This window comes from Pseudomonas sp. B33.4, from assembly GCF_034555375.1.
GTDB lineage: Bacteria > Pseudomonadota > Gammaproteobacteria > Pseudomonadales > Pseudomonadaceae > Aquipseudomonas.
Genome location: NZ_CP140706.1, coordinates 4,588,779 through 4,610,232, shown reverse-complemented (window position 1 = coordinate 4,610,232; position 21,454 = coordinate 4,588,779). Strand labels below are relative to the sequence as shown.

General features: G+C 58.8%; 21 protein-coding genes. 8 read left to right on the top strand and 13 right to left on the bottom strand.

Features of this window, described 5'->3' with window-relative positions; genetic code table 11:
• Positions 1-59 precede the first annotated feature (59 nt).
• The gene (gene moaB / locus U6037_RS20190; protein WP_064120226.1) at positions 60-599 is read left to right on the top strand and encodes a molybdenum cofactor biosynthesis protein B; all 540 of its coding nucleotides are present in this window, start codon (positions 60-62) and stop codon (positions 597-599) included.
• Entirely contained in the window at positions 583-1,809 is a 1,227-nt protein-coding gene (glp, locus tag U6037_RS20185; protein WP_127929216.1) for a gephyrin-like molybdotransferase Glp, read from the top strand. The genes moaB and glp overlap by 17 nt, the downstream gene beginning before the upstream one ends.
• A 60-nt stretch (positions 1,810-1,869) precedes the next feature.
• Here glp and U6037_RS20180 read toward each other — a convergent pair whose 3' ends face one another.
• The gene (locus U6037_RS20180; RefSeq protein WP_322847345.1) at positions 1,870-2,178 is read right to left on the bottom strand and encodes a hypothetical protein; all 309 of its coding nucleotides are present in this window, start codon (positions 2,176-2,178) and stop codon (positions 1,870-1,872) included.
• Positions 2,179-2,491: 313 nt separating this feature from the next.
• Between U6037_RS20180 and yegS the strand changes: the two genes are divergently transcribed.
• Positions 2,492-3,409: a lipid kinase YegS gene (gene yegS / locus U6037_RS20175; RefSeq protein ID WP_322844298.1), complete on the top strand. Its 918-nt coding sequence runs from the start codon at positions 2,492-2,494 to the stop codon at positions 3,407-3,409.
• Here yegS and U6037_RS20170 read toward each other — a convergent pair.
• From U6037_RS20170 to U6037_RS20160, 3 genes are all read right to left on the bottom strand, one after another.
• Positions 3,393-4,052: a response regulator transcription factor gene (locus U6037_RS20170; RefSeq protein WP_034155212.1), complete on the bottom strand. Its 660-nt coding sequence runs from the start codon at positions 4,050-4,052 to the stop codon at positions 3,393-3,395. The two genes, yegS and U6037_RS20170, sit on opposite strands and share 17 nt — an antisense overlap.
• Positions 4,049-4,942 carry a sensor histidine kinase gene (locus tag U6037_RS20165; RefSeq protein WP_322847344.1) on the bottom strand — a complete coding sequence of 298 codons (894 nt, stop codon included), beginning with the start codon at positions 4,940-4,942 and terminating at the stop codon, positions 4,049-4,051. The genes U6037_RS20170 and U6037_RS20165 overlap by 4 nt, the downstream gene beginning before the upstream one ends.
• Before the next feature lie 488 nt (positions 4,943-5,430).
• Positions 5,431-5,898: a hypothetical protein gene (locus U6037_RS20160; protein WP_322844297.1), complete on the bottom strand. Its 468-nt coding sequence runs from the start codon at positions 5,896-5,898 to the stop codon at positions 5,431-5,433.
• A gap of 454 nt (positions 5,899-6,352) precedes the next feature.
• Between U6037_RS20160 and U6037_RS20155 the strand changes: the two genes are divergently transcribed.
• Positions 6,353-7,288, top strand: a complete 936-nt coding sequence (locus U6037_RS20155) for a chemotaxis protein CheV (protein ID WP_007908676.1) — start codon at positions 6,353-6,355, stop codon at positions 7,286-7,288.
• 167 nt (positions 7,289-7,455) lie between these two features.
• Complete coding sequence (locus U6037_RS20150; protein WP_322844296.1) at positions 7,456-8,262, top strand: MOSC domain-containing protein; 807 nt, start codon at positions 7,456-7,458, stop codon at positions 8,260-8,262.
• A gap of 71 nt (positions 8,263-8,333) precedes the next feature.
• Here U6037_RS20150 and U6037_RS20145 read toward each other — a convergent pair whose 3' ends face one another.
• The 8 genes from U6037_RS20145 to U6037_RS20110 all read right to left on the bottom strand — a co-directional run bounded on the left by U6037_RS20145 (position 8,334) and on the right by U6037_RS20110 (position 17,678).
• Positions 8,334-8,618: a pyrimidine/purine nucleoside phosphorylase gene (locus U6037_RS20145; RefSeq protein ID WP_003226701.1), complete on the bottom strand. Its 285-nt coding sequence runs from the start codon at positions 8,616-8,618 to the stop codon at positions 8,334-8,336.
• A gap of 105 nt (positions 8,619-8,723) precedes the next feature.
• Positions 8,724-9,266, bottom strand: a complete 543-nt coding sequence (locus U6037_RS20140) for an exonuclease domain-containing protein (RefSeq protein WP_007908678.1) — start codon at positions 9,264-9,266, stop codon at positions 8,724-8,726.
• A 70-nt stretch (positions 9,267-9,336) separates the two neighbouring features.
• On the bottom strand, positions 9,337-11,298 hold the full coding sequence (locus U6037_RS20135) for an acetyl/propionyl/methylcrotonyl-CoA carboxylase subunit alpha (protein WP_322844295.1): 1,962 nt from the start codon (positions 11,296-11,298) through the stop codon (positions 9,337-9,339).
• A gap of 111 nt (positions 11,299-11,409) precedes the next feature.
• Positions 11,410-12,207, bottom strand: coding sequence for an enoyl-CoA hydratase/isomerase family protein (locus tag U6037_RS20130; RefSeq protein WP_322844294.1), 798 nt, complete (start codon positions 12,205-12,207; stop codon positions 11,410-11,412).
• Complete coding sequence (gene atuD, locus U6037_RS20125) at positions 12,204-13,361, bottom strand: citronellyl-CoA dehydrogenase (protein ID WP_108562891.1); 1,158 nt, start codon at positions 13,359-13,361, stop codon at positions 12,204-12,206. The genes U6037_RS20130 and atuD overlap by 4 nt, the downstream gene beginning before the upstream one ends.
• 30 nt (positions 13,362-13,391) lie before the next feature.
• A complete protein-coding gene (gene atuC, locus U6037_RS20120) occupies positions 13,392-15,008 on the bottom strand; it encodes a geranyl-CoA carboxylase subunit beta (protein WP_322844293.1) in 1,617 nt (538 codons plus the stop codon).
• Positions 15,009-15,011: 3 nt separating this feature from the next.
• On the bottom strand, positions 15,012-15,881 hold the full coding sequence (locus U6037_RS20115) for an SDR family oxidoreductase (RefSeq protein ID WP_322844292.1): 870 nt from the start codon (positions 15,879-15,881) through the stop codon (positions 15,012-15,014).
• Positions 15,882-15,893: 12 nt separating this feature from the next.
• Positions 15,894-17,678 (bottom strand): acyclic terpene utilization AtuA family protein, encoded by a 1,785-nt coding sequence (locus tag U6037_RS20110; protein ID WP_322844291.1) that lies wholly within the window; start codon positions 17,676-17,678, stop codon positions 15,894-15,896.
• A 184-nt stretch (positions 17,679-17,862) separates the two neighbouring features.
• Here U6037_RS20110 and U6037_RS20105 point away from each other — a divergent pair, with 184 nt between their 5' ends.
• The 3 genes from U6037_RS20105 (at position 17,863) to U6037_RS20095 (ending at position 20,477) form a co-directional block, all read left to right on the top strand.
• Complete coding sequence (locus U6037_RS20105; protein ID WP_322844290.1) at positions 17,863-18,486, top strand: TetR/AcrR family transcriptional regulator; 624 nt, start codon at positions 17,863-17,865, stop codon at positions 18,484-18,486.
• A 92-nt stretch (positions 18,487-18,578) separates the two neighbouring features.
• Positions 18,579-19,376, top strand: a complete 798-nt coding sequence (locus U6037_RS20100; RefSeq protein WP_322844289.1) for a transporter substrate-binding domain-containing protein — start codon at positions 18,579-18,581, stop codon at positions 19,374-19,376.
• 87 nt (positions 19,377-19,463) lie between these two features.
• Complete coding sequence (locus tag U6037_RS20095; protein WP_322844288.1) at positions 19,464-20,477, top strand: GNAT family N-acetyltransferase; 1,014 nt, start codon at positions 19,464-19,466, stop codon at positions 20,475-20,477.
• A gap of 133 nt (positions 20,478-20,610) precedes the next feature.
• On the opposite strand, the gene U6037_RS20090 is transcribed toward U6037_RS20095, so the two are convergent.
• On the bottom strand, positions 20,611-21,165 hold the full coding sequence (locus U6037_RS20090; RefSeq protein WP_141127401.1) for an RNA polymerase factor sigma-70: 555 nt from the start codon (positions 21,163-21,165) through the stop codon (positions 20,611-20,613).
• Between the last annotated feature and the right edge of the window lie 289 nt (positions 21,166-21,454).

The following is a 21,454-nucleotide window of genomic DNA, read 5'->3' as shown; positions in this document are numbered from 1 at the left end:
GAAAAAATGAGGCGCTGTGATATAACACCGGGCTGTTTCTCCTACAACTGGACGAGCCTATGAAAGCCAAGGCTGATGTACCTTTCGTGCCGCTCAATATTGCGGTGCTGACAGTCAGTGACACCCGAACTCTGGAAACCGACACCTCAGGTCAGGTCTTTGTCGACCGCTTGACGGCGGCGGGCCACCATCTGGCAGAGCGGGTCTTGCTCAAAGATGACCTCTACAAAATTCGCGCGCAAGTCGCCAACTGGATTGCCGACGATGTCGTGCAGGTAGTGCTGATCACTGGCGGCACCGGATTCACTGGCCGTGATAGCACACCCGAAGCGGTCGCCTGTCTGCTCGACAAACAGGTCGACGGGTTTGGTGAGTTGTTCCGGCAGATTTCGGTAGCCGATATCGGCACTTCGACGGTGCAGTCCCGTGCATTGGCCGGCCTGGCCAATGGCACGCTGGTTTGCTGTTTGCCGGGTTCGACCAATGCCGTACGCACTGGCTGGGACGGCATCCTTGGTGAGCAACTGGACGCTCGGCACCGCCCGTGCAATTTCGTCACCCATTTGAAACAGGCGGCGCCTTGTGAATCCCGTGGGTAAGCCGGGCAAAACGGGGGCGCTGATGCCGGTCGAGGTGGCGCTGGCGCGTCTGCTCGAAATGGCTGAAACGTCGGCAATTGTCGAGCATGAGTATTTGCCGCTGGCACAGGTTCAGGGGCGGGTGCTGAGCGAGGACCTGATTTCGGCGCTGGATCTGCCACCCTGGCCTAACAGCGCCATGGACGGTTATGCGTTGAATCTGGCCGACTGGAATGGCCAACCGGTGCCGGTCAGTCAGAAAGTGTTTGCCGGGCAATCCCCCGAACCGCTGAAGCCCGGCACTTGTGCGCGGATTTTCACCGGGGCTCCGGTGCCGGCGGGTGCTGACTGTGTAGAAATGCAGGAAAACGCTGAGGTTCAAGCCGACGCAATGGTGCGTTTCCTGGAACCGATGAAAGCCGGGCAGAACATCCGCCCGCAAGGCCAGGAAACTACCGTCGGTGAGCTGATTCTGCCTGCCGGCACTCGATTGGGTCCGATTGAGCAGGGATTGGCTGCATCGTTGGGCTGCGCCGGACTGAAGGTGGTGCGCAAGGTGAGAGTCGCGGTGATTTCCACCGGCGATGAGTTGGTCGAACCAGGCCAGGCACTGGGGCCGGGTCAGATATACAACAGCAATCGGGTGTTGCTGTGCAGTTGGTTGCAACGTCTGGGCTGTGAGGTAGTCGACGCCGGCATTCTCCCGGATGATCTGGCCACTACCCGTGCCCGTCTGGGTGAGTTGCAGGATGTTGATCTGATTCTTTCCACGGGTGGCGTCTCGGTGGGTGAGGCGGATTTTCTGGGTATTGCCTTGCGCGAAGAGGGTGAGCTGGCCCTCTGGAAGCTGGCGATCAAGCCCGGAAAGCCGTTGACGTTTGGGCATTTCCGCGGCGTGCCGGTCATTGGTTTGCCCGGGAATCCGGCGTCAACATTGGTGACCTTCGCGCTGCTCACTCGGCCTTACCTGTTACGCCGTCAGGGTGTGCGGGACGTCGAGCCGCTGAAGTTCACTGTCCCGGCTGGTTTTGTCTGGCCGGTGGCAGGCAATCGGCGCGAATATCTGCGTGGTCGTCTGGAGCAAGGACGGGCGACTGTTTACCGCAACCAGAGCTCAGGCGTACTGCGTAGCGCTGCGTGGGCAGATGGATTGGTCGAAGTGCTGGAAGGTCGCACATTGAGCGAAGGAGACGAAGTTGCCTTCATTCCGCTGAGTGACCTGCTGGACTGATCGCGGTCCCGCAAATGCAGGCGTCGGCTGACTCAGGCGGCGCCTGCGATGACTCATTCGTCAGTTGCTGATCAATGCCACAAGCTGGTCGAATCGGCTGTTGGCCACCCAACCCAGCAACCCCAGAACTACTGCCGTTGCGCCCGCCGAGTAGGCAAGCCGGTGTTTGATCGTTCTGACATCACCGCGGACTTCGTCCATGTCCCGTCGTAGATATTTGAGATGGGTTTCCAGCTCGGTTACTCGAGGTTCCATATCAACTTCTCCGGTAGCTCTGGCGCTGCTTTTGAATTCGGACTTGTGATTCGCGCGACTTTCGACGAGAGGACCGACCGGGCTCACTGGCATTCTTGCTTCATGGCTTGGCATGGAAGCATCCACCGGTTGCTTCGAATGTTCGCTTGCGACCTGTTCCAGCTCTTGAGCTGACAAGAGCATTGGGGGTGTATCCGCTCATTACATGCACGTCCTTGTGTATTGGGTTGAAGATTGATATCGCCAGCACACGGTGACCCAATGCTCGGTCCGGGTCAATTAAGCCGTTTCCGCATGTTTTGTAAGAAAAAATACCGCTGTGTAGGACGTCCGCGCCAGAAGGTTGAATTAATTGTGATTTCCACGGCTTTTTTGTCTGCAGTAGCGGTCAAGATGTTTCAACCGATTCGATTTGTGGAGTGACGTAATGACTGAACGCCGAGCGCTATTGATTCTGCATGGCAAGCAGGCTCTCAACGAGACGGTTAGAACTGCCGTCGAGGACAAGCGTAAACAGGGCTGGGAACTGGCCGTACGCCTGACCTGGGAGGCAGGGGATGCTCAGCGTTGGGTCGAACAGGCATTGGCGGACGGCTACACAAAGATCATTGCCGGTGGTGGAGATGGCACGTTGCGCGATATTGCCGAAGCGCTCGCGGCACATCCGGGCAAAGCCAGCCTGGTGCTTTTACCCTTGGGTACCGCCAACGACTTTTCCCGCGCGGCCGGTGTGCCACTGGAGCTCGCCGAGGCACTCGAACTGCTTGATGTACCGCCGCGCAATATCGATCTGGGAGAAGTGGGCGGGCAGATTTTCCTCAACATGGCCACCGGAGGTTTCGGCAGCCAGGTTACGGCCAATACCTCCGAGGACCTGAAAAAGGTGCTGGGCGGTGCTGCCTATCTGTTCACCGGTTTGTCACGGTTCAGCGAGCTGCATGCCGCTTACGGTGAACTTCAGGGCCCGGACTTTCACTGGCGTGGCGAGTTGCTGGCGCTGGGCATCGGCAATGGTCGTCAGGCCGGTGGCGGGCACGTATTGTGTCCAGAGGCGCTGGCCGATGATGGTTTGCTTGATATCAGTATCCTGCCGGCACCACAGGAGCTGGTGGGCACGTTGAAGACGCTGCTCAGCGATGGTTTCGGGATCGACAACATGTTTGTGCGAACCCGTTTGCCATGGGTCGAAATCAAGGTCGCCGAGGGGCTCTGCATCAATCTTGATGGCGAACCGCTGGAGGGCGACAACATGCGATTTGAAGCGCGTCCGGCAGCGTTGCGCGTGCATTTGCCGGAGCATTCTCCATTGTTGGGCGGCGCCGGATTGGTCAGTCGTCCAGGCTGATGATCTGTTCGCGCACGGCGAACAGCACCAGGCCGGCCACGTCGTAGATTTGCAGGCGTTTCATGATCTGTGAGCGATGGGTCTCGACCGTCTTGATGCTCAGTCCCAGGCCATTGGCGATTTCCCGGGTGGATTTTCCGCGCACGATCAAGCGCAGGATTTCCAGTTGTCGGGCGGTCAGATTGTGCGAGTCGGCGATTTCCGGCTGCTGCTTCTGATTGCGTGTCAGAGCCTGATTGATCACGGTGTGGGCAATGGCCGGGCTCAAATAGCGCTCGTTGTTGCGCAAGGCTTCCAGCGCATGTTCGAGTTCGGTGGCCGTCGTGTCCTTGAGCAAGTAACCATGGGCGCCGGATTCCAGGGCCTGCATGATCAGCGCTGGATCGGTATGCATCGAGAGGATCAGCACCTTGCTCTGCGGACGCACTCGCTTGAGTCGTTGCAGGGCTTCCAGGCCACCGGTTTCTTTCATCGAGATATCCAGCAAGACGATGTCCGGACTCAATTGCTCGACCATTTCGAGCAGTTGCGAACCGTCATTGGCCTCGCCAATCACCGCGTAACCGGGAATATCCAGTACCAGAGCGCGCACGCCGGCCCTGATCAGCGAGTGGTCATCCACCAGAAGTAAGTTGCAAGTCAACGCATAACCTTATTCGTACTGGCCCGCTCGAGTGCGCGAGGCGCCCAGGGGAAGAGTGCTTCGATTTGAGTGCCTTTGCCCGGTTCGCTGATGACGTTCAGGGTGCCACCCAGTTGCTCGATTCGTTCGGCCATCCCGGCCATGCCTCGTTGTCCTTCACGACCCGGATTGGCGGCCGGGGCGAATCCCAGGCCGTCATCGCTGATCAGCAACGTCAGGCCTTCCGGCAGACGTTGCACGCGTATCACCAGGTTTTTCGCCTGTGCGTGACGCAGGATATTGGTAACAGCCTCCTGGGTGATGCGAAAGGCGGCCACCGCCATTTCTTCCGGGATACCGTTAAGGCGCTGCTGGCAATCAAGGCTCCAGTGCACGCTGCTGTTGGTCAGTGTCTTGAGCAGGTGCGCACGCAGGCTGGCTTCCAGTCCCAGGCTGGTCAATTGACGTGGGTTGAGAATGGCCGAGACGTCGCGCACTTTGTTGAGGGTTTCTTCCAGGGTGTCGCACAACGCCGTGCATTGTTCCTGCAAGTCAGCCGGCATGCGGCGCTTGAGCCACTCGCTCTGCAGTTTGGCGGCCGTCAGCAACTGGCCGATATCGTCGTGCAGTTCGCGGCTGAGGCGATGGCGTTCGTTTTCCTGGACTTCCAGCAGACGGTCAGCGAGCTCCTGCGGCTGAAATTTGATCGATTTGCGCGACAGGCGATATTGCACCCAGACACACGCGGTAGCCGCAATGTCGAGCAACAGCAGTCCAAGGCAAAGTGGAGTTGAAAGACCGTAGGTCAGCAGGCTGCCAAGCGTTGCCGCGACACACAGTATGAGTGTGAACCGGCGTGCATTTTCCCGGGAGGGTGGCCATGTAGTGATTGACTTGAGGCTGGCGTACATAACGGATGGAGCCAATGGATGTTCGCTGCGGGCAGACCGGCCGGAGGCTGACGGGTCTCTGTCTGAAAATGCTGTCGATTATGTTATTGATTTCAACGCGGTTCAGTGAACGGATTGATCGCCTACTTCGGCAGATAGCGCTATTTGAAGTCACTGTGCCATTAATTTGAAAGCAACTAGTGCGCGGCATAATACCACTTAAGATACCGTTGGTCGCGTTTGCTATATATGTCCATTGAGTCAGGAAACAGGTGATATTGGACTCAAGTTCCATAATGGAAAAAAGCCGGATTTATTGTGTGCGAGAGATGTCGGTGTTGCCTGAAAGTGTGCTTGTTTACACACAGGCAAACCCTGAGGCCGGCAGAAAAAATTCGAGTCTGTCAAAGCTGATAATTTAATTTCACTTGTCGCTGGCAGGTATGAACTATCCAATTACGACATCAACGTTTCAGTTCAAAATTCCTGCGCGGTGTACAAGGGGCAATTCAGGCTTGTCCCGAATAGGGCAGTTGAGGCAAACGTTTGCCCGACAGCGGTGGCTGCCGCTGGCTCTGACCGACCTGGAAGGCGAATGCTTCGATCAGCGAAGTCTGTTCGCTTTCATCAAGGCTCAGTAGCCCGGTCTTCTGATCGACCAGTTCAAGCTGCCAGGCCATCAGCGTGAAGCAGTCCTGCAACGCTTGCAGGGCTTGTTCGTGAAGGTCGACGTGATCCTGGCTCAGATTGAGCAGGCTGTAAATGTGCAGGGAAAACTCGGAAATCGCCTCCAGCGCCAGGGCTTCAGCGCGGCGTGCGAGCTTGAGGAGGGTATTGAGCATGCACTCGATGGCGTCCTTGTCATTGCTGATCAGTTGCAGATGGCTGAGGCATTCTTCGGACTTGGCCAGGAGTTGTTCGGCCTCGACCAGGAATTCGGGGAAGCGTTGTACCCACTCTTTGCGGTCCATTGGCATGCTTATCTCCACCACGTCATGTCTGATGAGGGAATGCCGTGTGTGGCGACGATCATGAATCGTCGGGAGATCGCGCCCAGACGTGCAGGTGCACAGGCTGAGGGGTTCCAGAGGGGTTGTTTCCACTGAACTGCGATCGCACACAATAGCCTGACTCCGTTCATGCAATGAGAATGGCGTCACATTAATGGCTATTGGATATTGCGAATATCAGGTTGGGCCTGATTGTTACTAGGGGAATCCCTTAGACACGGGAACCTATCGTGCAAACCGAGGTCGCGCCGCAGAGAATGTAGCAGATGAAAATCACTGCGCCAGTAAAGCATGATGTTAATGTGACATCAATGCCTGAGCATGGCATTTTTGAGCGGGTCTGGCATGGCAATCAAGAACCGCCATTTGCCGCCGATAACCTCACATAGTGAATTCATCAGAACAAGCCCAGGAGTCATTGATGGCCGGCATTCTCGACACGGTAGACCAACGCACGCAACTGGTGGGTGAGAATCGCCTGGAAATTCTCATGTTTCGACTGGCCGGGCGTCAGTTGTTCGCAATCAACGTGTTCAAGGTTCAGGAGGTGCTGCAACTGCCGAAGCTGACCTTGATGCCCCAGCGTCACCCGTTTGTCTGCGGTGTGGTCAATCTGCGCGGTCAGACCTTGCCGGTGATCGATCTGTCGCAAGCGATCGGCATGCGCCCATTGGTGCCGGGGCCGAACAGCACGATCATCGTCACCGAGTACAACCGCTCGGTGCAAGCCTTCCTCGTCGGCGGTGTGGACCGCATCGTCAACATGAACTGGGAAGCCATTCTGCCGCCCCCGACCAGCGCCGGGCGCCAGCATTATCTGACCGCGATCAGCAAAGTCGATGATCAACTGGTGGAAATCATCGACGTCGAAAAAGTTCTCGCTGAAATCGTCCCTTACAACGCCAAGGTCTCGCGGGAAAAGCTCGAAGACCCGGTGCTGGAACGCGCCCGTGGCCGCGAAGTGCTGTTGGTGGACGACTCCAACGTCGCGCTTTCGCAATTGCGTGACACCCTCGGCCAGCTCGGCGTGAAAATGCACATTGCCAGCGATGGCCTGAAGGCGCTGAACATGCTCAAGGCCTGGGCCGATACCGGTGTCAACATGACCGACAAACTGCTGATGATTTTCACTGATGCGGAAATGCCGGAAATGGATGGCTATCGCCTGACCACCGAAATTCGCAACGACCCGCGTCTGCGTGGCCTGTACGTGGTGCTGCATACCTCGTTGTCCGGCAGTTTCAACGATTCGATGGTGAAGAAGGTCGGTTGCGACAACTTCCTCTCCAAGTTCCAGCCGGACAAACTGGTCGACGTGGTTCGCCAGCGTCTGATGCTCGACGAAGTTCCGGCCTGATCACACACCCATTGCAGGAGTGAGCCAGCTCGCGATAGCGGTGTGTCAGCCCCGAATCATTACCTGACACACCGCTATCGCGAGCAGGCTCACACCTACAGTTATTGCTCTTTGATTCCTGCTCAAGCTCGTATAGGGTGGCGTTTTTATCCTCCAGGGAGCTGGCCATGCTGCGTCTGAGCGCGCTTTATCGTTACCCGTTGAAATCCGGCAAAGTCGATGTGCTGCAACACGTCGACCTCGACAAGCTGGGCCTTGATGGCGACCGACGCTGGATGCTCGTGGACGAAGCGAGCGGCCGCTTCCTGACCCAGCGCGCCGAAGCAAAGATGAGTCAGTTGTCCGCCCTGTGGAATGCGCAGGGCGGTCTGACCCTGAGTGCCCCGCAACAGTCTTCCATCGACATCGCCTTGCCGGGCAACGATGCGGAACTGCGCGGCGTGACGATCTGGCGCGATACCTTGCGTGTGCCGGATGCCGGTGATGAAGCGGCCCGTTGGGTCAGCGATTTCATCGGCAAACCGACCCGTCTGGTGCAGGTGCCTCTGGATCGGGCGCGCACCACGCAAGCGGGCTATGGCGACGATGACGATCAGGTCGCCTTCGCCGACGGATTTCCTCTGCTGTTGATCGGCGAAGCCTCCTTGCGGGATCTCTCGCAAAAGGTTGGGCGACCGTTGGAAATGTTGCGCTTTCGGCCGAACCTGGTGATCGAGGGCAGTGAGGCCTATGCCGAAGACAGTTGGAAGCGGATTCGCATTGGCGACGTCGAGTTTCGCGTGGTCAAGCCATGCTCACGCTGCATACTCACCACCATCGACCCGCAAACCGGCGAGCGCAGTGCCGATCGTGAACCGCTGGCAACCCTGCAAAAATACCGCGCTGAAGCCGATGGCGCGATGTTCGGCCAGAACCTGGTGAATGACAGCAATGGTCGACTCGAGGTTGGCATGCCGGTGGAGATTCTCGAGTAATCCGCCACCGTAACGAAAAATGCCCGTGTCCTTGGACGCGGGCATTTTTTTGGTGCAGTGAAACCGCTGCTTTAGCCGCGGTATTCGCACAGGTAGGCGGTGTCGACCGCCACCTTCAACTGAAATTTGCTGTTGGCCGGAACGTTGAACTGGCTGCCGGCGGCGAAGGTTTCCCAGTCGCTGCTGTCAGGCAGTTTGACGGTCAGCGCGCCAGACACCACGTGCATGATTTCACGCTGAGCGGTGCCGAATTCGTATTCGCCCGGGGCCATGACGCCGATGGTCGCCGGACCTTCAGCGGTGCCAAAGGCGATCGACTTGACGGTGCCGTCGAAGTACTCGTTGACTTTAAACATGGGCGATTCCTCAAAAGGGGCTGAAAAAGGGAGGCGGCCAGTATGCACAAGGCGTTCAACGCCGTCACCTGCCCGGCGTCTGTCCAGTGAGTTCTCGAATTGACCCTAGAGTGGCAATACCAGTGGCAACAATCGCGCGGTGTTGCGCGCATCCTCCAGCGCCCGATGCTGTTGACCGCTGAACTGCATGCCGGCCAATTGCAGTGCGCCGTTAAGGCCCAGCGGCCGTTCGAGGCGCCGAGCCTTGGCGAAGCGTTGTTTGAGGTTCATGTGCGGCACTTTGCTCAAGCCACTGTCGATTTGCAGACGCTGCCACTCCTGCAACAACTGCTTGCGGTCGTAATCACCCCAACTGGCCCAGCCTTCGAGGCGCGTCTGATGCTGAGCGAGCCAGCGTTCGAACGCCGGCCAGACTTCGGTCAACGGCTGCGCCGTGTCGATATTGGCTTGGGTGATATGCGTGAGTTCACGACAAAAAGGCGTCAGCAATGGCCGCCGCGTCGGTTTGACGAAGCGCTGGAAGTGATCCTGCTCGCGCCCGGCGCGATCGACCAACGTGGCGCCGATCTCGATAATTTCCATTTCGGTGACCGGCCAGCCACCCTCGTCGGTGGTGGCTTCCAGATCTATGACCAGCCAGTGGGGCATCGCAGGGTTCCTGATTTCCGCGTTCTGATAACTCAGAGCGTAGTCAAAACCCGCATGCGTGTGTGGGCGACTACTCGACCTGCAACAGAACCTGACGATTTTTTACCTGATCGCCGACCTTGACCTGCACCCGCTTGAGCACGCCGTCGATGCCGGCCTTGAGCGGGTGCTCCATTTTCATTGCCTCCAGTACCACCAGCAACTGACCTTTGCTGACCGGGCTGCCTTCGCTGACCAATACGTCGACGATGGCGCCGTCCATCGGTGCTTTCAAGGTGCCGGAACTGACGCTGGTCTGACTGTCGATCACGGCGTGAGTTCGATCCTCCAGGCGCAGGCTGCCGGGATGGGTGAACAGCCAGAGCTGCTCGCCAACCTGGCGAAAGGCATGGCACTTGCGCAGACCGTCGATTTCCACTGTCAGCAAATGTGCGTTGTGATCGATGATTTTCAACTCGATCGAGCGTTCAGCGACCTGAACCTTGAACGCACCTTGCGGCTTGGCGAGCAGTTGCACTGTCCAGTTTTGATCGTCGAGGCCGAGGCGATAGTGCAGCGGCACACTGGCGTTGTTGCGCCAGCCAGTGAGCGGAGCGCGGTGGGAGAGGGCGCTGGTTTGATAGAACAGCACCGTTGCAATCGCCAGTTGCTCGGCATCGGGAATGTAACGGTGCAGGCAGGGATGATCGCTGAAATGCTGCGCAATGAAGGCGGTACTGAATTCACCGCTGATGAACTGCGGATGTTGCAACAGGCTGGCGAGCAGGCGCTGATTGCTTTGCATGCCCAATAAAACCGTGTCCTGTACCGCGCGCAACAGTTTGCGCCGAGCCTCTTCGCGGGTCGCGCCAAAGGCGATCAGTTTACCCAGCATCGGGTCGTAGAACGGGCTGACCGTTTGCCCTTCGAACAAACCGTGATCGATGCGCGCACCTTGCTGCAGCGCCGGCTGCCAGGCTTCGATACGGCCGGTTTGTGGCAGGAAGTCTTGCGTGGGATCTTCGGCATAGAGTCGCACTTCCATTGCATGCCCGTTGAGCTGAACCTGATCCTGGGTCAGCGGCAGTGGCTGCCCCTCGGCAACCAGCAATTGCCACGCCACCAGATCCAGTCCGGTGATCAATTCAGTCACCGGATGCTCGACTTGCAGGCGTGTATTCATCTCCAGAAAGTAGAATTGTCCGCGCGCATCGAGCAAGAACTCCACTGTGCCGGCACCGACGTAATTCACCGAACGGCCGGCCTTGACCGCTGCTTCACCCATGGCTTGGCGCAGTTCGGCGGTCATCACCGGGCAGGGCGCCTCCTCGATGACTTTCTGGTGGCGACGCTGGATCGAACAATCGCGTTCGCCCAGATAGATCAGGTTGCCGTGTTGGTCGCCAAACAGTTGAATTTCGACGTGCCGTGGTTCGATCAATGCCTGTTCGAGGATCAATTCGTCGCTGCCGAAACCGTTCAGTGCTTCAGAGCGCGCGGTGCGCAGTTGCGCCGGCAGATCAGCGGCATCGTGCACCAGACGCATGCCGCGTCCGCCGCCGCCGGCGCTGGCCTTGATCATCAGTGGATAACCGATGCGTTCGGCTTCGCGCAGCAACGTTGCATCGTCCTGTTCAGCCCCCTGATAACCGGCGATGCACGGCACGCCGGCTTCGAGCATGGCGATTTTTGACTGGCGTTTGCTGCCCATCAACTCGATGGCTTCGACGCTCGGGCCGATGAAGATCAGTCCGGCCTGTTTGCAGGCGCGGGCAAATTCGGCGTTCTCCGAGAGAAAGCCGTAGCCGGGGTGAATGGCATTGGCGCCGCTGAGACGAGCAGCGTCGAGGATCGCCGCGATGTTCAGGTAGGACTGCTGCACGGGCGCGGGGCCGATGTGAACGGCTTGATCGGCCATTTTCACGTGCAGGGCATCGGCGTCGGCGTCGCTGAAGACGGCGACGGTGCGATAGCCCAAAGCCTGGGCGGTACGCTGGATGCGGCAGGCGATTTCACCGCGGTTGGCGATCAGGATTTTGTGGATGGCGGGCATGGTGATCTTCCTGAATATTTGGCGGTGAATGTGATGGCCTCATCGCGAGCAGGCTCACTCCTACATTTGGAATGCATTTCCCCTTTAGGAGTGAGCCTGCTCGCGATGCTTTTAAGTGGCCCACTGAGGTTTCCGCTTTTGCACAAAAGCCATGGTGCCCTCGATTCCTTCGTCGCCTGTCACCGCTTCGCTAAACCACTGCGCCGCCTCATCAAGCAATTCACTCGAAGGCTGCCCGGCACTCGCCAACAATAATTTCTTGGTCATCGCATTCGCCTCCGGCGCACAGCACAGCACATGCTGCAGCACCTCATCCAAGCGCTCGGCCAGCGCCTGCGGATCCTGCTCGACAAAGTGCACCAGCCCCAGACGCCGTGCCTGATGCCCATCGAAACGCGCAGCCGTCAGCGCCAATCGGCGGGTTTCGGTCAGACCGATGCGTTGCACCACAAACGGTGCGATCTGCGCCGGCAGTAAACCGAGGCTGGTTTCCGGCAGACCGAATTGCGCCTGATGGTCGGCAATCGCGATATCGCTGACACATGCCAGACCGAAACCGCCACCAAGCACCGCGCCTTGCAGTACCGTGATCAGCACTTGCGGCGCGTGCTGTGCCTCCTCCAGCAGGGCGCCGAACGCGCGATTCAAATCGCGGTAAGCCTCGGAACCCTGAGCACGAGCGCTGGCCATGTCCTTGATATCGCCGCCGGCACAAAAATGCCCGCCGCTGCCGCTGAGTACCAACGCCCGAACCGCACGGTCATCGCGCACGGCCGCCAACATCGCGCGCAACTCGCTGACCATTTGCAGACTCATCGCATTACGGCTGTCCGGCCGATTGAGGGTGATGTGCAGCACCCCGCCATGCAATTCCAGCAATAGCGTCTGGCATTGCGGCAGGCTGCTCATTTCTTTTTCCCCGGCAGAATGCCCATCAGTTTGCAGATAATCCCCAGCATGATTTCGTCGGCGCCACCACCAATCGAGACCAGCCGCACATCTCGATAGGCACGGGCTACCGGGTTATCCCACATAAAGCCCATGCCGCCCCAATATTGCAGGCAGCTGTCGCTGACTTCGCGGCCCAGGCGTCCGGCCTTGAGCTTGGCCATCGACGCCAGTCGTGTCACATCCTGACCTTTCACGTATTGCTCGGTGGCCTGATAAACCAGCGCACGCAAGCATTCGATTTCGGTCTGCAATTCGGCGAGGCGGAAGTGGATCACCTGGTTGTCGATCAGTGCATTGCCGAAGGTCTTGCGCTCCTTGCAGTACTCGATGGTGCTGTCGACGCAGTATTCCAGGCCTTTGATCATGTTCGCCGCACCGAACAGGCGTTCTTCCTGAAACTGCAACATCTGCATCATGAACCCGGCGCCTTCATGGCCGATGCGGTTGCGCTGCGGCACCCGCACGTTGTCGAAAAACACCTGGGCGGTTTCCGAACTGCGCATGCCGAGCTTGTCCAGGTGCGAGCTGAGGCTGATCCCTGGTGTGTTCATTGGCACCATGATCAGCGATTTGTTGATGTGCGGTTTGTCGTCCGAGGTATTGGCCAGCAGGCAGATGAAGTCAGCGCTCGGCGAGTTGGTGATCCACATCTTGCTGCCGTTGATCACATAGTCATCGCCGTCCTTGCGCGCGGTGGTTTTCAGCCCGGCCACATCAGATCCGGCGCCGACTTCGGAGACACCGATGCAGCCGACCTGCTCGCCGGTGATCGCCGGGCGCAGGAACTCTTCACGCAGTTCATCGGAACCGAAGCGGGCGAGGGCCGGTGTGCACATGTCGGTCTGCACGCCGATCGACATCGGAATGCCGCCGCAATGAATGGTGCCGAACTCTTCGGCGGCGACAATCGAATAGCTGTAGTCGAGGCCCATGCCACCGAATTTTTCCGGTTTGGAAATACCCAGCAAACCGAGATCGCCAGCCTTGCGGAAAATCTCGTGGATGGGAAAGCGGCCGGCCTTTTCCCATTCTTCGACGTGCGGATTGATCTCGTGTTCGACAAACTGGCGGACGGTGCGGCGCAGGGCTTCGTGTTCCGGGGTGAAGATCATTGTTCTTGTTCTCCGTAGAATCCGTGGCGGTCAGAACCGGCTGACGCCGAAGCTGTTGGGTTGCAGCGTGCGAATCTCGGCTTCGTGGCAGATGTCCAGCAGATAGCCGAGCAGGGTGCGCGTGTCGCGCGGATCGATCAGCCCGTCATCCCACAGGTTGGCGCTGCCGTAGAGCGCGGTGGACTGGCTGTCGAGTTTCTGCGCGGCGACCTGTTCGAGCATGTCGAGCATCTTCGGGTCCGGCGTCAGGCCGTCCTTGAGCTGCTTGGCTTCGGTGACGATGCGCAAGACTTTGCCCGCCTGGGCGCCGCCCATCACCGCCGTGCGACTGTTCGGCCAGGCAAAGATAAAGCGCGGATCGAGGCCGCGTCCGCACATCGCATAGTTGCCAGCGCCATAGGAACCGCCGACGACCATCGTCAGTTTAGGCACCCGCGCATTCGCCACCGCTTGAATCAGTTTCGAGCCGTGTTTGATCACGCCTTGCTGTTCCGATTCGGTGCCGACCATGAAGCCGGTGGTGTTGTGGAAGAACAGCAGTGGCGTCTGGCTCTGATCGCACAACTGGATGAACTGCGCAGCCTTGCTTGCTCCGTTCGGGGTGATCGGGCCGTTGTTGCCGATAAAGCCGCAGGCACGGCCCTGAATTTTCAATTGGCCGCAGATGGTTTGCTGATCGAACTCGCCTTTGAACTCGACGAAGTTCGATTCGTCGGCAATGCGCGCGATGATTTCGCGCACGTCATAGGGCTTTTTCGGATCGTCCGGAATCAGCCCGAGCAATTCATCGATGGGGTAGAGCGGTTCTTTGTATTGTGGCTCCGGCAACCACGGCAGTTGCTCGTTCCACGGCAGCATACGCAGAATGTCGCGGACCTGACGCACACCGTCGGCATCGTTTTCCGCGAGGTATTCGGCGGTCCCGGCAACCTGCGCATGCATCTCGGCGCCACCGAGTTCTTCATCGGTGGCGACTTCGCCGGTGGCGGCTTTCAGCAGTGGCGGACCAGCGAGAAACAGCTTGGCCTTGCCGCGTACGACCACCACGTAATCCGACAGTCCCGGCTGATAAGCGCCGCCCGCCGTGGCCGAGCCGTGCACCACGGTGATCTGTGGCAAACCCATGGCGGACATTCGCGCCTGATTGGCAAAACTGCGCGCGCCTTCGACGAAAATCTCGGCGGCATAGTTGAGGTTGGCGCCACCGCTTTCGGCGAGGGTGATCACCGGGAGTTTGTTTTCCTGGGCGATCTGTTGCAGGCGCAGGGATTTTTTCAAACCGCTTGGCGAGATGGTGCCGCCCTTGATCGCGCTGTTGTTCGCCACCACCATCGCGCGGATGCCGCAGACATAACCAATGCCGGCGATCAATCCGCCACCGGCTGAGCTGCCGTCTTTGTCATCGTGCAATTTGTAGCCGGTGAGGCTGGCCAGTTCGAGAAATGGCGCGCCGGGATCCAGCAGCAGGTTCAGGCGTTCGCGCGGCAGCAATTGCCCGCGCTTGTCGAACTTCTCCTTCGCTTCGGCTGCTTTATTCAGCAGGTTTTGTTCGAGTTGTTGCACTTGCTCAATGGCCGCGAGCATTGCCGAACGATTGCGGGCGAAGGTTTCACTGTGAGGGTCGAGTTGAGACTGGATCTGCGCCATGACCTACTCCTTGTCCTTCAGGACATCTGGCAGGTAGGCCCGGTGAAAACCATTGAACGACTCGCTGTGAGTCGCCTTGTGCAACGGCCATGCACGGCTGCCAAGGCTGGCCGCACCGTCGATCTTCAACGTGCTGCCGCTGATGAAAGCTGCTGCCGGGCTAAGCAGAAATACAATCGCCGCGCTGACTTCCGATTCGGTGCCGATGCGCTTGAGCGGCACATGTTCGCGCAGGGTTGGAATCACCGCTTTGAACGCGCCTTCATAGGTGTCCATGCCGCTGGAGGCGATCCAGCCCGGCGCGACCGCGTTGACCCGCACTCCGGCATAGCCCCATTCAAACGCGGCAGTCTTGGTGAAGTTATCCATGCCCGAACGCGCCGCGCCCGAGTGGCCCATGCCGGGCATGCCGCCCCACATGTCGGCAAGCATGTTGACGATGTTGCCGCCGTGTTTGCTCATCGACTGGTTGAACACTTCCCGGGCCATCAGGAAACCGCCGACGAGGTTGGTGCGCAGCACGGTTTCGAAGCCTTTCTGATTGATCGAAGCCAGCGGCGACGGGTATTGGCCGCCGGCATTGTTGACCAGTCCATGGATCGGCCCGTGCTCGGCGATCAGCTCTTTGACCAATTGCTTCACCGCTTCTTCATCGCGGATATCGCAGGCCTGCCAGTGGGCACGGCCACCGTCCTCGGCGATTTCAGCGGCGACCTTTTCCAGCTTTTCCGGCTTGCGCCCGACCAGCAGCACATTGGCGCCGAGGGCTGCCAGTTCATGGGCGGTGCAGCGCCCGATACCGCTGCCGCCACCGGTAACGATGATGGTCTGGCCGTTGAACAGATCGGCGTGGAAAATCGACGCGTAAGCCATACAAACCATCCTCTAGTCGAGCTGCTCGGCGATGCTTTGTGGCACCGGGATCTGGATTTCCAACAGTTGCTGGGCGAAGGCTTTGCCTTGCGGATCAATGCGCAGGCTGGCCACACCACCACCGCCGAGGGCGTTTTCCAATAGAAAATTCAGGCTGTGGGTGCCCGGCAGATACCAGCGCTCGACCCGGCCGTGGATCGGATCGAGTACATGGCTCATCCAGTCGACGATCACGGCCGGGGTCAGCGCTTCGGCGATCCATGGCAGGTATTCGGGTTGGCGCGGCAGCACGCCGATGTTGCTGTGATTGCCTTTGTCTCCGGAGCGTGCCACGGCCAGTTTCACCAGCGCGACGCTGGCATCGGCGCGACCTTGAGGTTTGGCTGGCTGGTGGGCAATCGGCAAATCGTCACTGTCGAGTGCAACCAGTGAGGGCAGGGGGCAAGGATGGCTTTTACCGGCCATGGCGATTTGCAGGGTGCAGGCACTTTTATCGATCAGGAACGAGAACAGCCGAATCAGCGGATACACCGTGGGCCGCCCGCCGACGATACCGGTCAACCCCGGCGCCATACCGGTCGCGGCCTGGGCAATTTCCCGGGAAAACAGGATCAGTGCCTGTTTGTTCGGGTGACGCACGGCGAGTTTGATCACCACCTCCCGGCTGTCGTGACGCTGACCGTGGGGGCCATAGGTGGCTTCGCTGCCGAGCAGTTCGATGTCGGTTTCGCTGTAGGGCGCCCAGCCACGCTGACTGAACATCTCCGCCGTTTTGGCGATGATCGCCTGACTGACACGCCGTGCCTTGTCCACCGCATCGATGCCGGCAATCAGGCAACTGGCGGTGCAGCGAAAACCGTCCGGGTAAGTGGCGCTGACCTTGTATTTGTCGCTCGGCGGCAGGCCTTTGGCGCCGTGCACGTGCACCGCGTTTTTGCCTTGCTGCTGAAGTTTGACCTCGCTGAAATCGCAAACCACGTCGGGCAACAGATAAGCCTGAGGATCACCGATTTCGTAAAGCATTTGCTCGCCAACGGTCAACGGCGTGATCAGTCCGCCGGAGCCTTCAGGCTTGCTGACGATGAATTGGCCGTCGGCGCTGACTTCCACGATCGGAAAGCCGATGTGTTCGTAGTCCGGCACCTCGCGCCAATCGGTGAAATTGCCGCCGGTGCATTGCGCGCCGCATTCGATAATGTGCCCGGCCAGCGCGGCCTGGGCGAGTTTGTCGTAGTCGTGCCACGACCAGCCGAATTCGTGCACCAGGGCGGCACTGACCACGGCGCTGTCGACCACGCGACCGGTGATGACGATGTCGGCGCCCAGGCGCAAGGCTTCGACGATGCCCGGTGCGCCAAGGTAGGCGTTGGTCGACACGCACATCGGTGGCAGCGGGGCGCCGCTGAACATCTCGGTGATGCCGCTTGACTGTTTGAGTTGTGGTTGCAGGTCATCGCCGAGCAACACAGCGATTTTCAGTGGGATGCCGGCCTTGTCACACGCCGCTTGCAGGGCGGCGGCGCAGGCTTGCGGATTGACCCCACCGGCGTTGCTGATCACGCGGATGTTCTGCTCGGCCAATTGCGGCAGCAGGGGTGTGAGGATTTCGATGAAGTCACTGGCGAAGCCCGCCTGCGGGTCCTTCATGCGTGCGCCGGCCATGATCGACAGGGTGATCTCGGCGAGGTAATCGAACACCAGATAGTCCAGCTTGCCGCCCTCCACCAGCTGCGCGGCGGCGGTGGACGTATCTCCCCAGAATGCACTGGCGCATCCGATGCGAACGGTGGTGGGCATTTTTATCTCCGACTCAGCAACCTGCGACAGAAGTGTCTGGAGGCTACCAAGCAAGCGCTTGGTTTGTAAACAGTTGAAACTATCTTCTGCCCAAGCGCTTGCTTGGTTGCCGCTGGCGGCTTAAATTGCGCGCAACCCTGCGGTTTCAGGGGGCAACAGACTGATCGACTGTAGGAGAGAACGGGTGGACGAGCAAAAAGCCCTGAGGGTCATGCGCGATTTGGTCGACGAAGGCCAGTTGACTGACCCCGACAGCGCCCGTGGCAAATTGCTGCAAGTGGCGGCTCACCTGTTTCGCAACAAAGGCTACGAGCGCACCACGGTGCGCGATCTGGCCGGCGCCGTCGGCATCCAGTCCGGGAGCATATTTCATCACTTCAAAAGCAAGGATGAAATCCTCCGCGCGGTGATGGAAGAAACCATCCGCTACAACACGGCACTGATGCGCGCGGCGCTGGCCGACGCCGCTGATGTGCGCGAACGCGTACTGGCGCTGATTCGCTGCGAATTGCAATCGATCATGGGCGGCAGCGGTGAAGCCATGGCGGTGCTGGTCTATGAGTGGCGTTCGCTGTCCGAAGAGGGTCAGGCCAAAGTGCTGGCGCTGCGCGATGTTTACGAAGAGATCTGGCTGCAAGTGCTGGGTGAGGCCAAGGACGCCGGATTTATCCGTGGCGATGTATTTATTACTCGACGTTTCCTCACTGGCGCACTGTCATGGACGACCACATGGTTCCGTGCCGGCGGCAGTTTGAGCCTTGATCAACTGGCCGACGAGGCGTTGATTCTGGTCCTCGAAGAACGTTGAAGCACTTTCTATCCAGCCGGGAAACTGGCTAACTGGGCGAAACCGCCTAGCTTGAATGCATTGATCGGTATTTTTTCGGGGAGTGGGGTGTTTTGAAGTCTTTGCCAATTCGGACGGCCGCGGGGTTGATGCTCGCAGCGCTGGCTGCATTCTGGGTATTGCCCGCTCAGGCAGCGCAATTGGTTCGGGTCGGCGCGGCGCATTTTCCGCCTTACACCATTCGCCCGGAAAGCGGTGCCGACACCGGCCTCTTGCCGCAACTGGTCGAGGCCCTCAATCGCCTGCAAAGCGACTATCAGTTCGTCCTTGTGCCCACTTCGATACCCCGGCGTTTCGGCGACTTCAAGCAGGGCCGGATCGACATGGCGATTTTCGAGAATCCCGATTGGGGCTGGAAAGACATCCCGCACACCGACGTCGACATGGGTCTTGAAGACGCGGAAATTTTCGTCGCGCAACGCGAAGACGGTCGTCAGCAGAACTACTTTGCCGACCTCACCGGCAAGCGCCTGGCGCTGTTCAGCGGTTATCACTATGAATTCGCCAACTTCAACGCCGACCCCAAGTATCTGGCTCAGCATTACAAAGCCACGCTGACCTATTCCCACGACAGCAATCTGCTGATGGTCCTGCGTTCGCGAGCGGATATCGCCCTGGTAACGCGTTCGTATCTGTTCGATTACCTGCTGCGTAACGAAAAGGTGCGCGATGAGTTGCTGGTGTCGCAGCGCATCGATCAGGTCTATCACCACTACGCGATTCTTCGCCCGACGGCGCCGATTACCGGCGCAGCGTTTGGCAAGCTGCTGCAAGGGCTGCGCGACAATGGTGAAATGCTGAAAATATTCGATCCGTACAAGATTGCGGTGGTACCGGTGCCTCATCACTGAGGCGCTGATTTCTCGGTAAAGCCTAAATTTCCTTTCTCGGCTCACGTCCCATCGTTGAACTGTCGACGATTATCGTGAGCCCGACCCATGTCCAATCTGAATGAACTGACTGCCCTGGCCTTGCCTTCGGGCAGTCAACTGATCGCTGATGCCACTGAAAGCCGTCTGAGCCTGAGCCTGGACGGGCAACCGCTGATTCGCTTGCGCCTTGACCGGGAGGCCAGGGGGCCGATCCAGCTCGATGAGCGCTTTGCACTGCCGCCCGGGCAGGCGTTTTGGGCAGCCTGTTACTGGCTGTTTGCGCGGGATCCGGCATGCCAGCAATTGACCTGGCAACTGGATCAGCCGCCGACCGAAGCCTTGCGCAGTGGCTTGCTGGTGAGCACCGAAGTGGCTGGCGAATATCGCTGCGAACGCACGCTGTTCTGGCAACTGCCACAACCTTGGCTTGGCACTTCATTGACTGGCAGCTATCCGCAGCAAATGGTCATCAGCCAGGGCAAACGTCATCCACTGCGACCGGTGAAGCCGCGCGGAGAGGTCTATCGGCGTTTCGATGCACGTCTTGGCGCGTGGATTTCCCTGCGCACCGTCGAAATCGAAGAAGACCTGCCACGCTTCAATCGCTGGCAGAACAGTCCGCGCGTGGCCAGTTTCTGGGAGGAAGAGGGCAGCATCGAAAAACACCGCGACTACCTGAGCAAACTCGATGCTGATCCGCATACGCTGACTTTGATCGGCTGTTTCGATGATCAGCCTTTTGCCTACTTTGAAGCTTACTGGGCCAAGGAAGATCGCATTGCGCCGTTCTACGATGCCGACAATTATGATCGTGGCATTCACATGCTGGTCGGCGAGGAAGATCATCGCGGCCCACACAAAGTGGCGAGCTGGTTATCGGCGCTGGTGCATTACCTGTTTCTGGATGATCCGCGCACGCAACGCGTGGTCGCTGAACCTAGGGCCGACAACGCGAAGATGATTGGCCATATGCAGAATCAGTGCTTTCACTGTGAGAAAGAGTTCGACTTTCCGCACAAGCGCGCGGCGCTGATGATTCTGGGGCGTGAGCGGTTTTTTGATCGGTGCAGGTTGGCGTGATGATCTGGCTTCAGGATTTCTGTGATCTTGAGGCCGCCTTCACGAGCAGGCTCGCTCCCACATGGGTTCTGCGTACACAGATCCAATGTGGGAGCGAGCCTGCTCGCGAATGGCTTGACGCAAAATCTGAATCTTAACGACGACCCGCAATCACCGCATCCCGACGACTGCCCGAGACCTTGCGGCAGTGCACCAGTGCATCACGAATCATGAAGTTGACCAGGGTCGGCGAAACGCCGAGTTCCTTGGCGATATCCTTTTGCGGCACGCCGTGCAGGCGGTACATCTCGAACGCATAACGGGTGCGGCTAGGCAGCTCGGTCAATGCGTCGGCGATGTTTTCCAGGGTCGAAAAGTTGATGTGCGAGGTTTCCGGCGAAGCACCTTGAATAACCACGTTCAGCCCTTCCTCTTCAGGGCCGGAGTACTTCTGCTCAAGCGCCTGCTTGCGGTAGTGATCGATGGCGAGGTTGCGCACGATCTGGAACAGATAGCTCAGTTGCGCCTTGATCGACGATGTGATCGGTGGCGCTGATTGCAGTCGGAAAAATGCATCCTGCACCACATCTTCGGCGCGTGACCGGCAGCCGGTAATGCGGGCTGCAATCTTGACCAGAATCAGTCGATTGTCGACGAATGCCTGAAGTAGCGGTGAATCGCACTTGCTTGTGGATACTTGTTCCGTCATGGAAATCACCTTGCTGCCAAATAGGTTAGTGGGACGCCTTCGGGGACGGGGCCGTCCTACACATCGAGCGACAAATTATGTTGAATGATAATGATTGTCAATTGAGAAAGAGAACTAATGATCCAAATCGGTGCAATGTGAGAACTGCGACACGCCGCCACACCCCAGCCCCGTTGGCGATCCAGCCTGCCGACTAATTATTTCAAGACGTCATCCGTTCTCATTGGTGAATGGTTCCGGGTGCAGAGCCCGACCAAGCCACATTCCGCAGCCTTGCGCGGTCGGCACA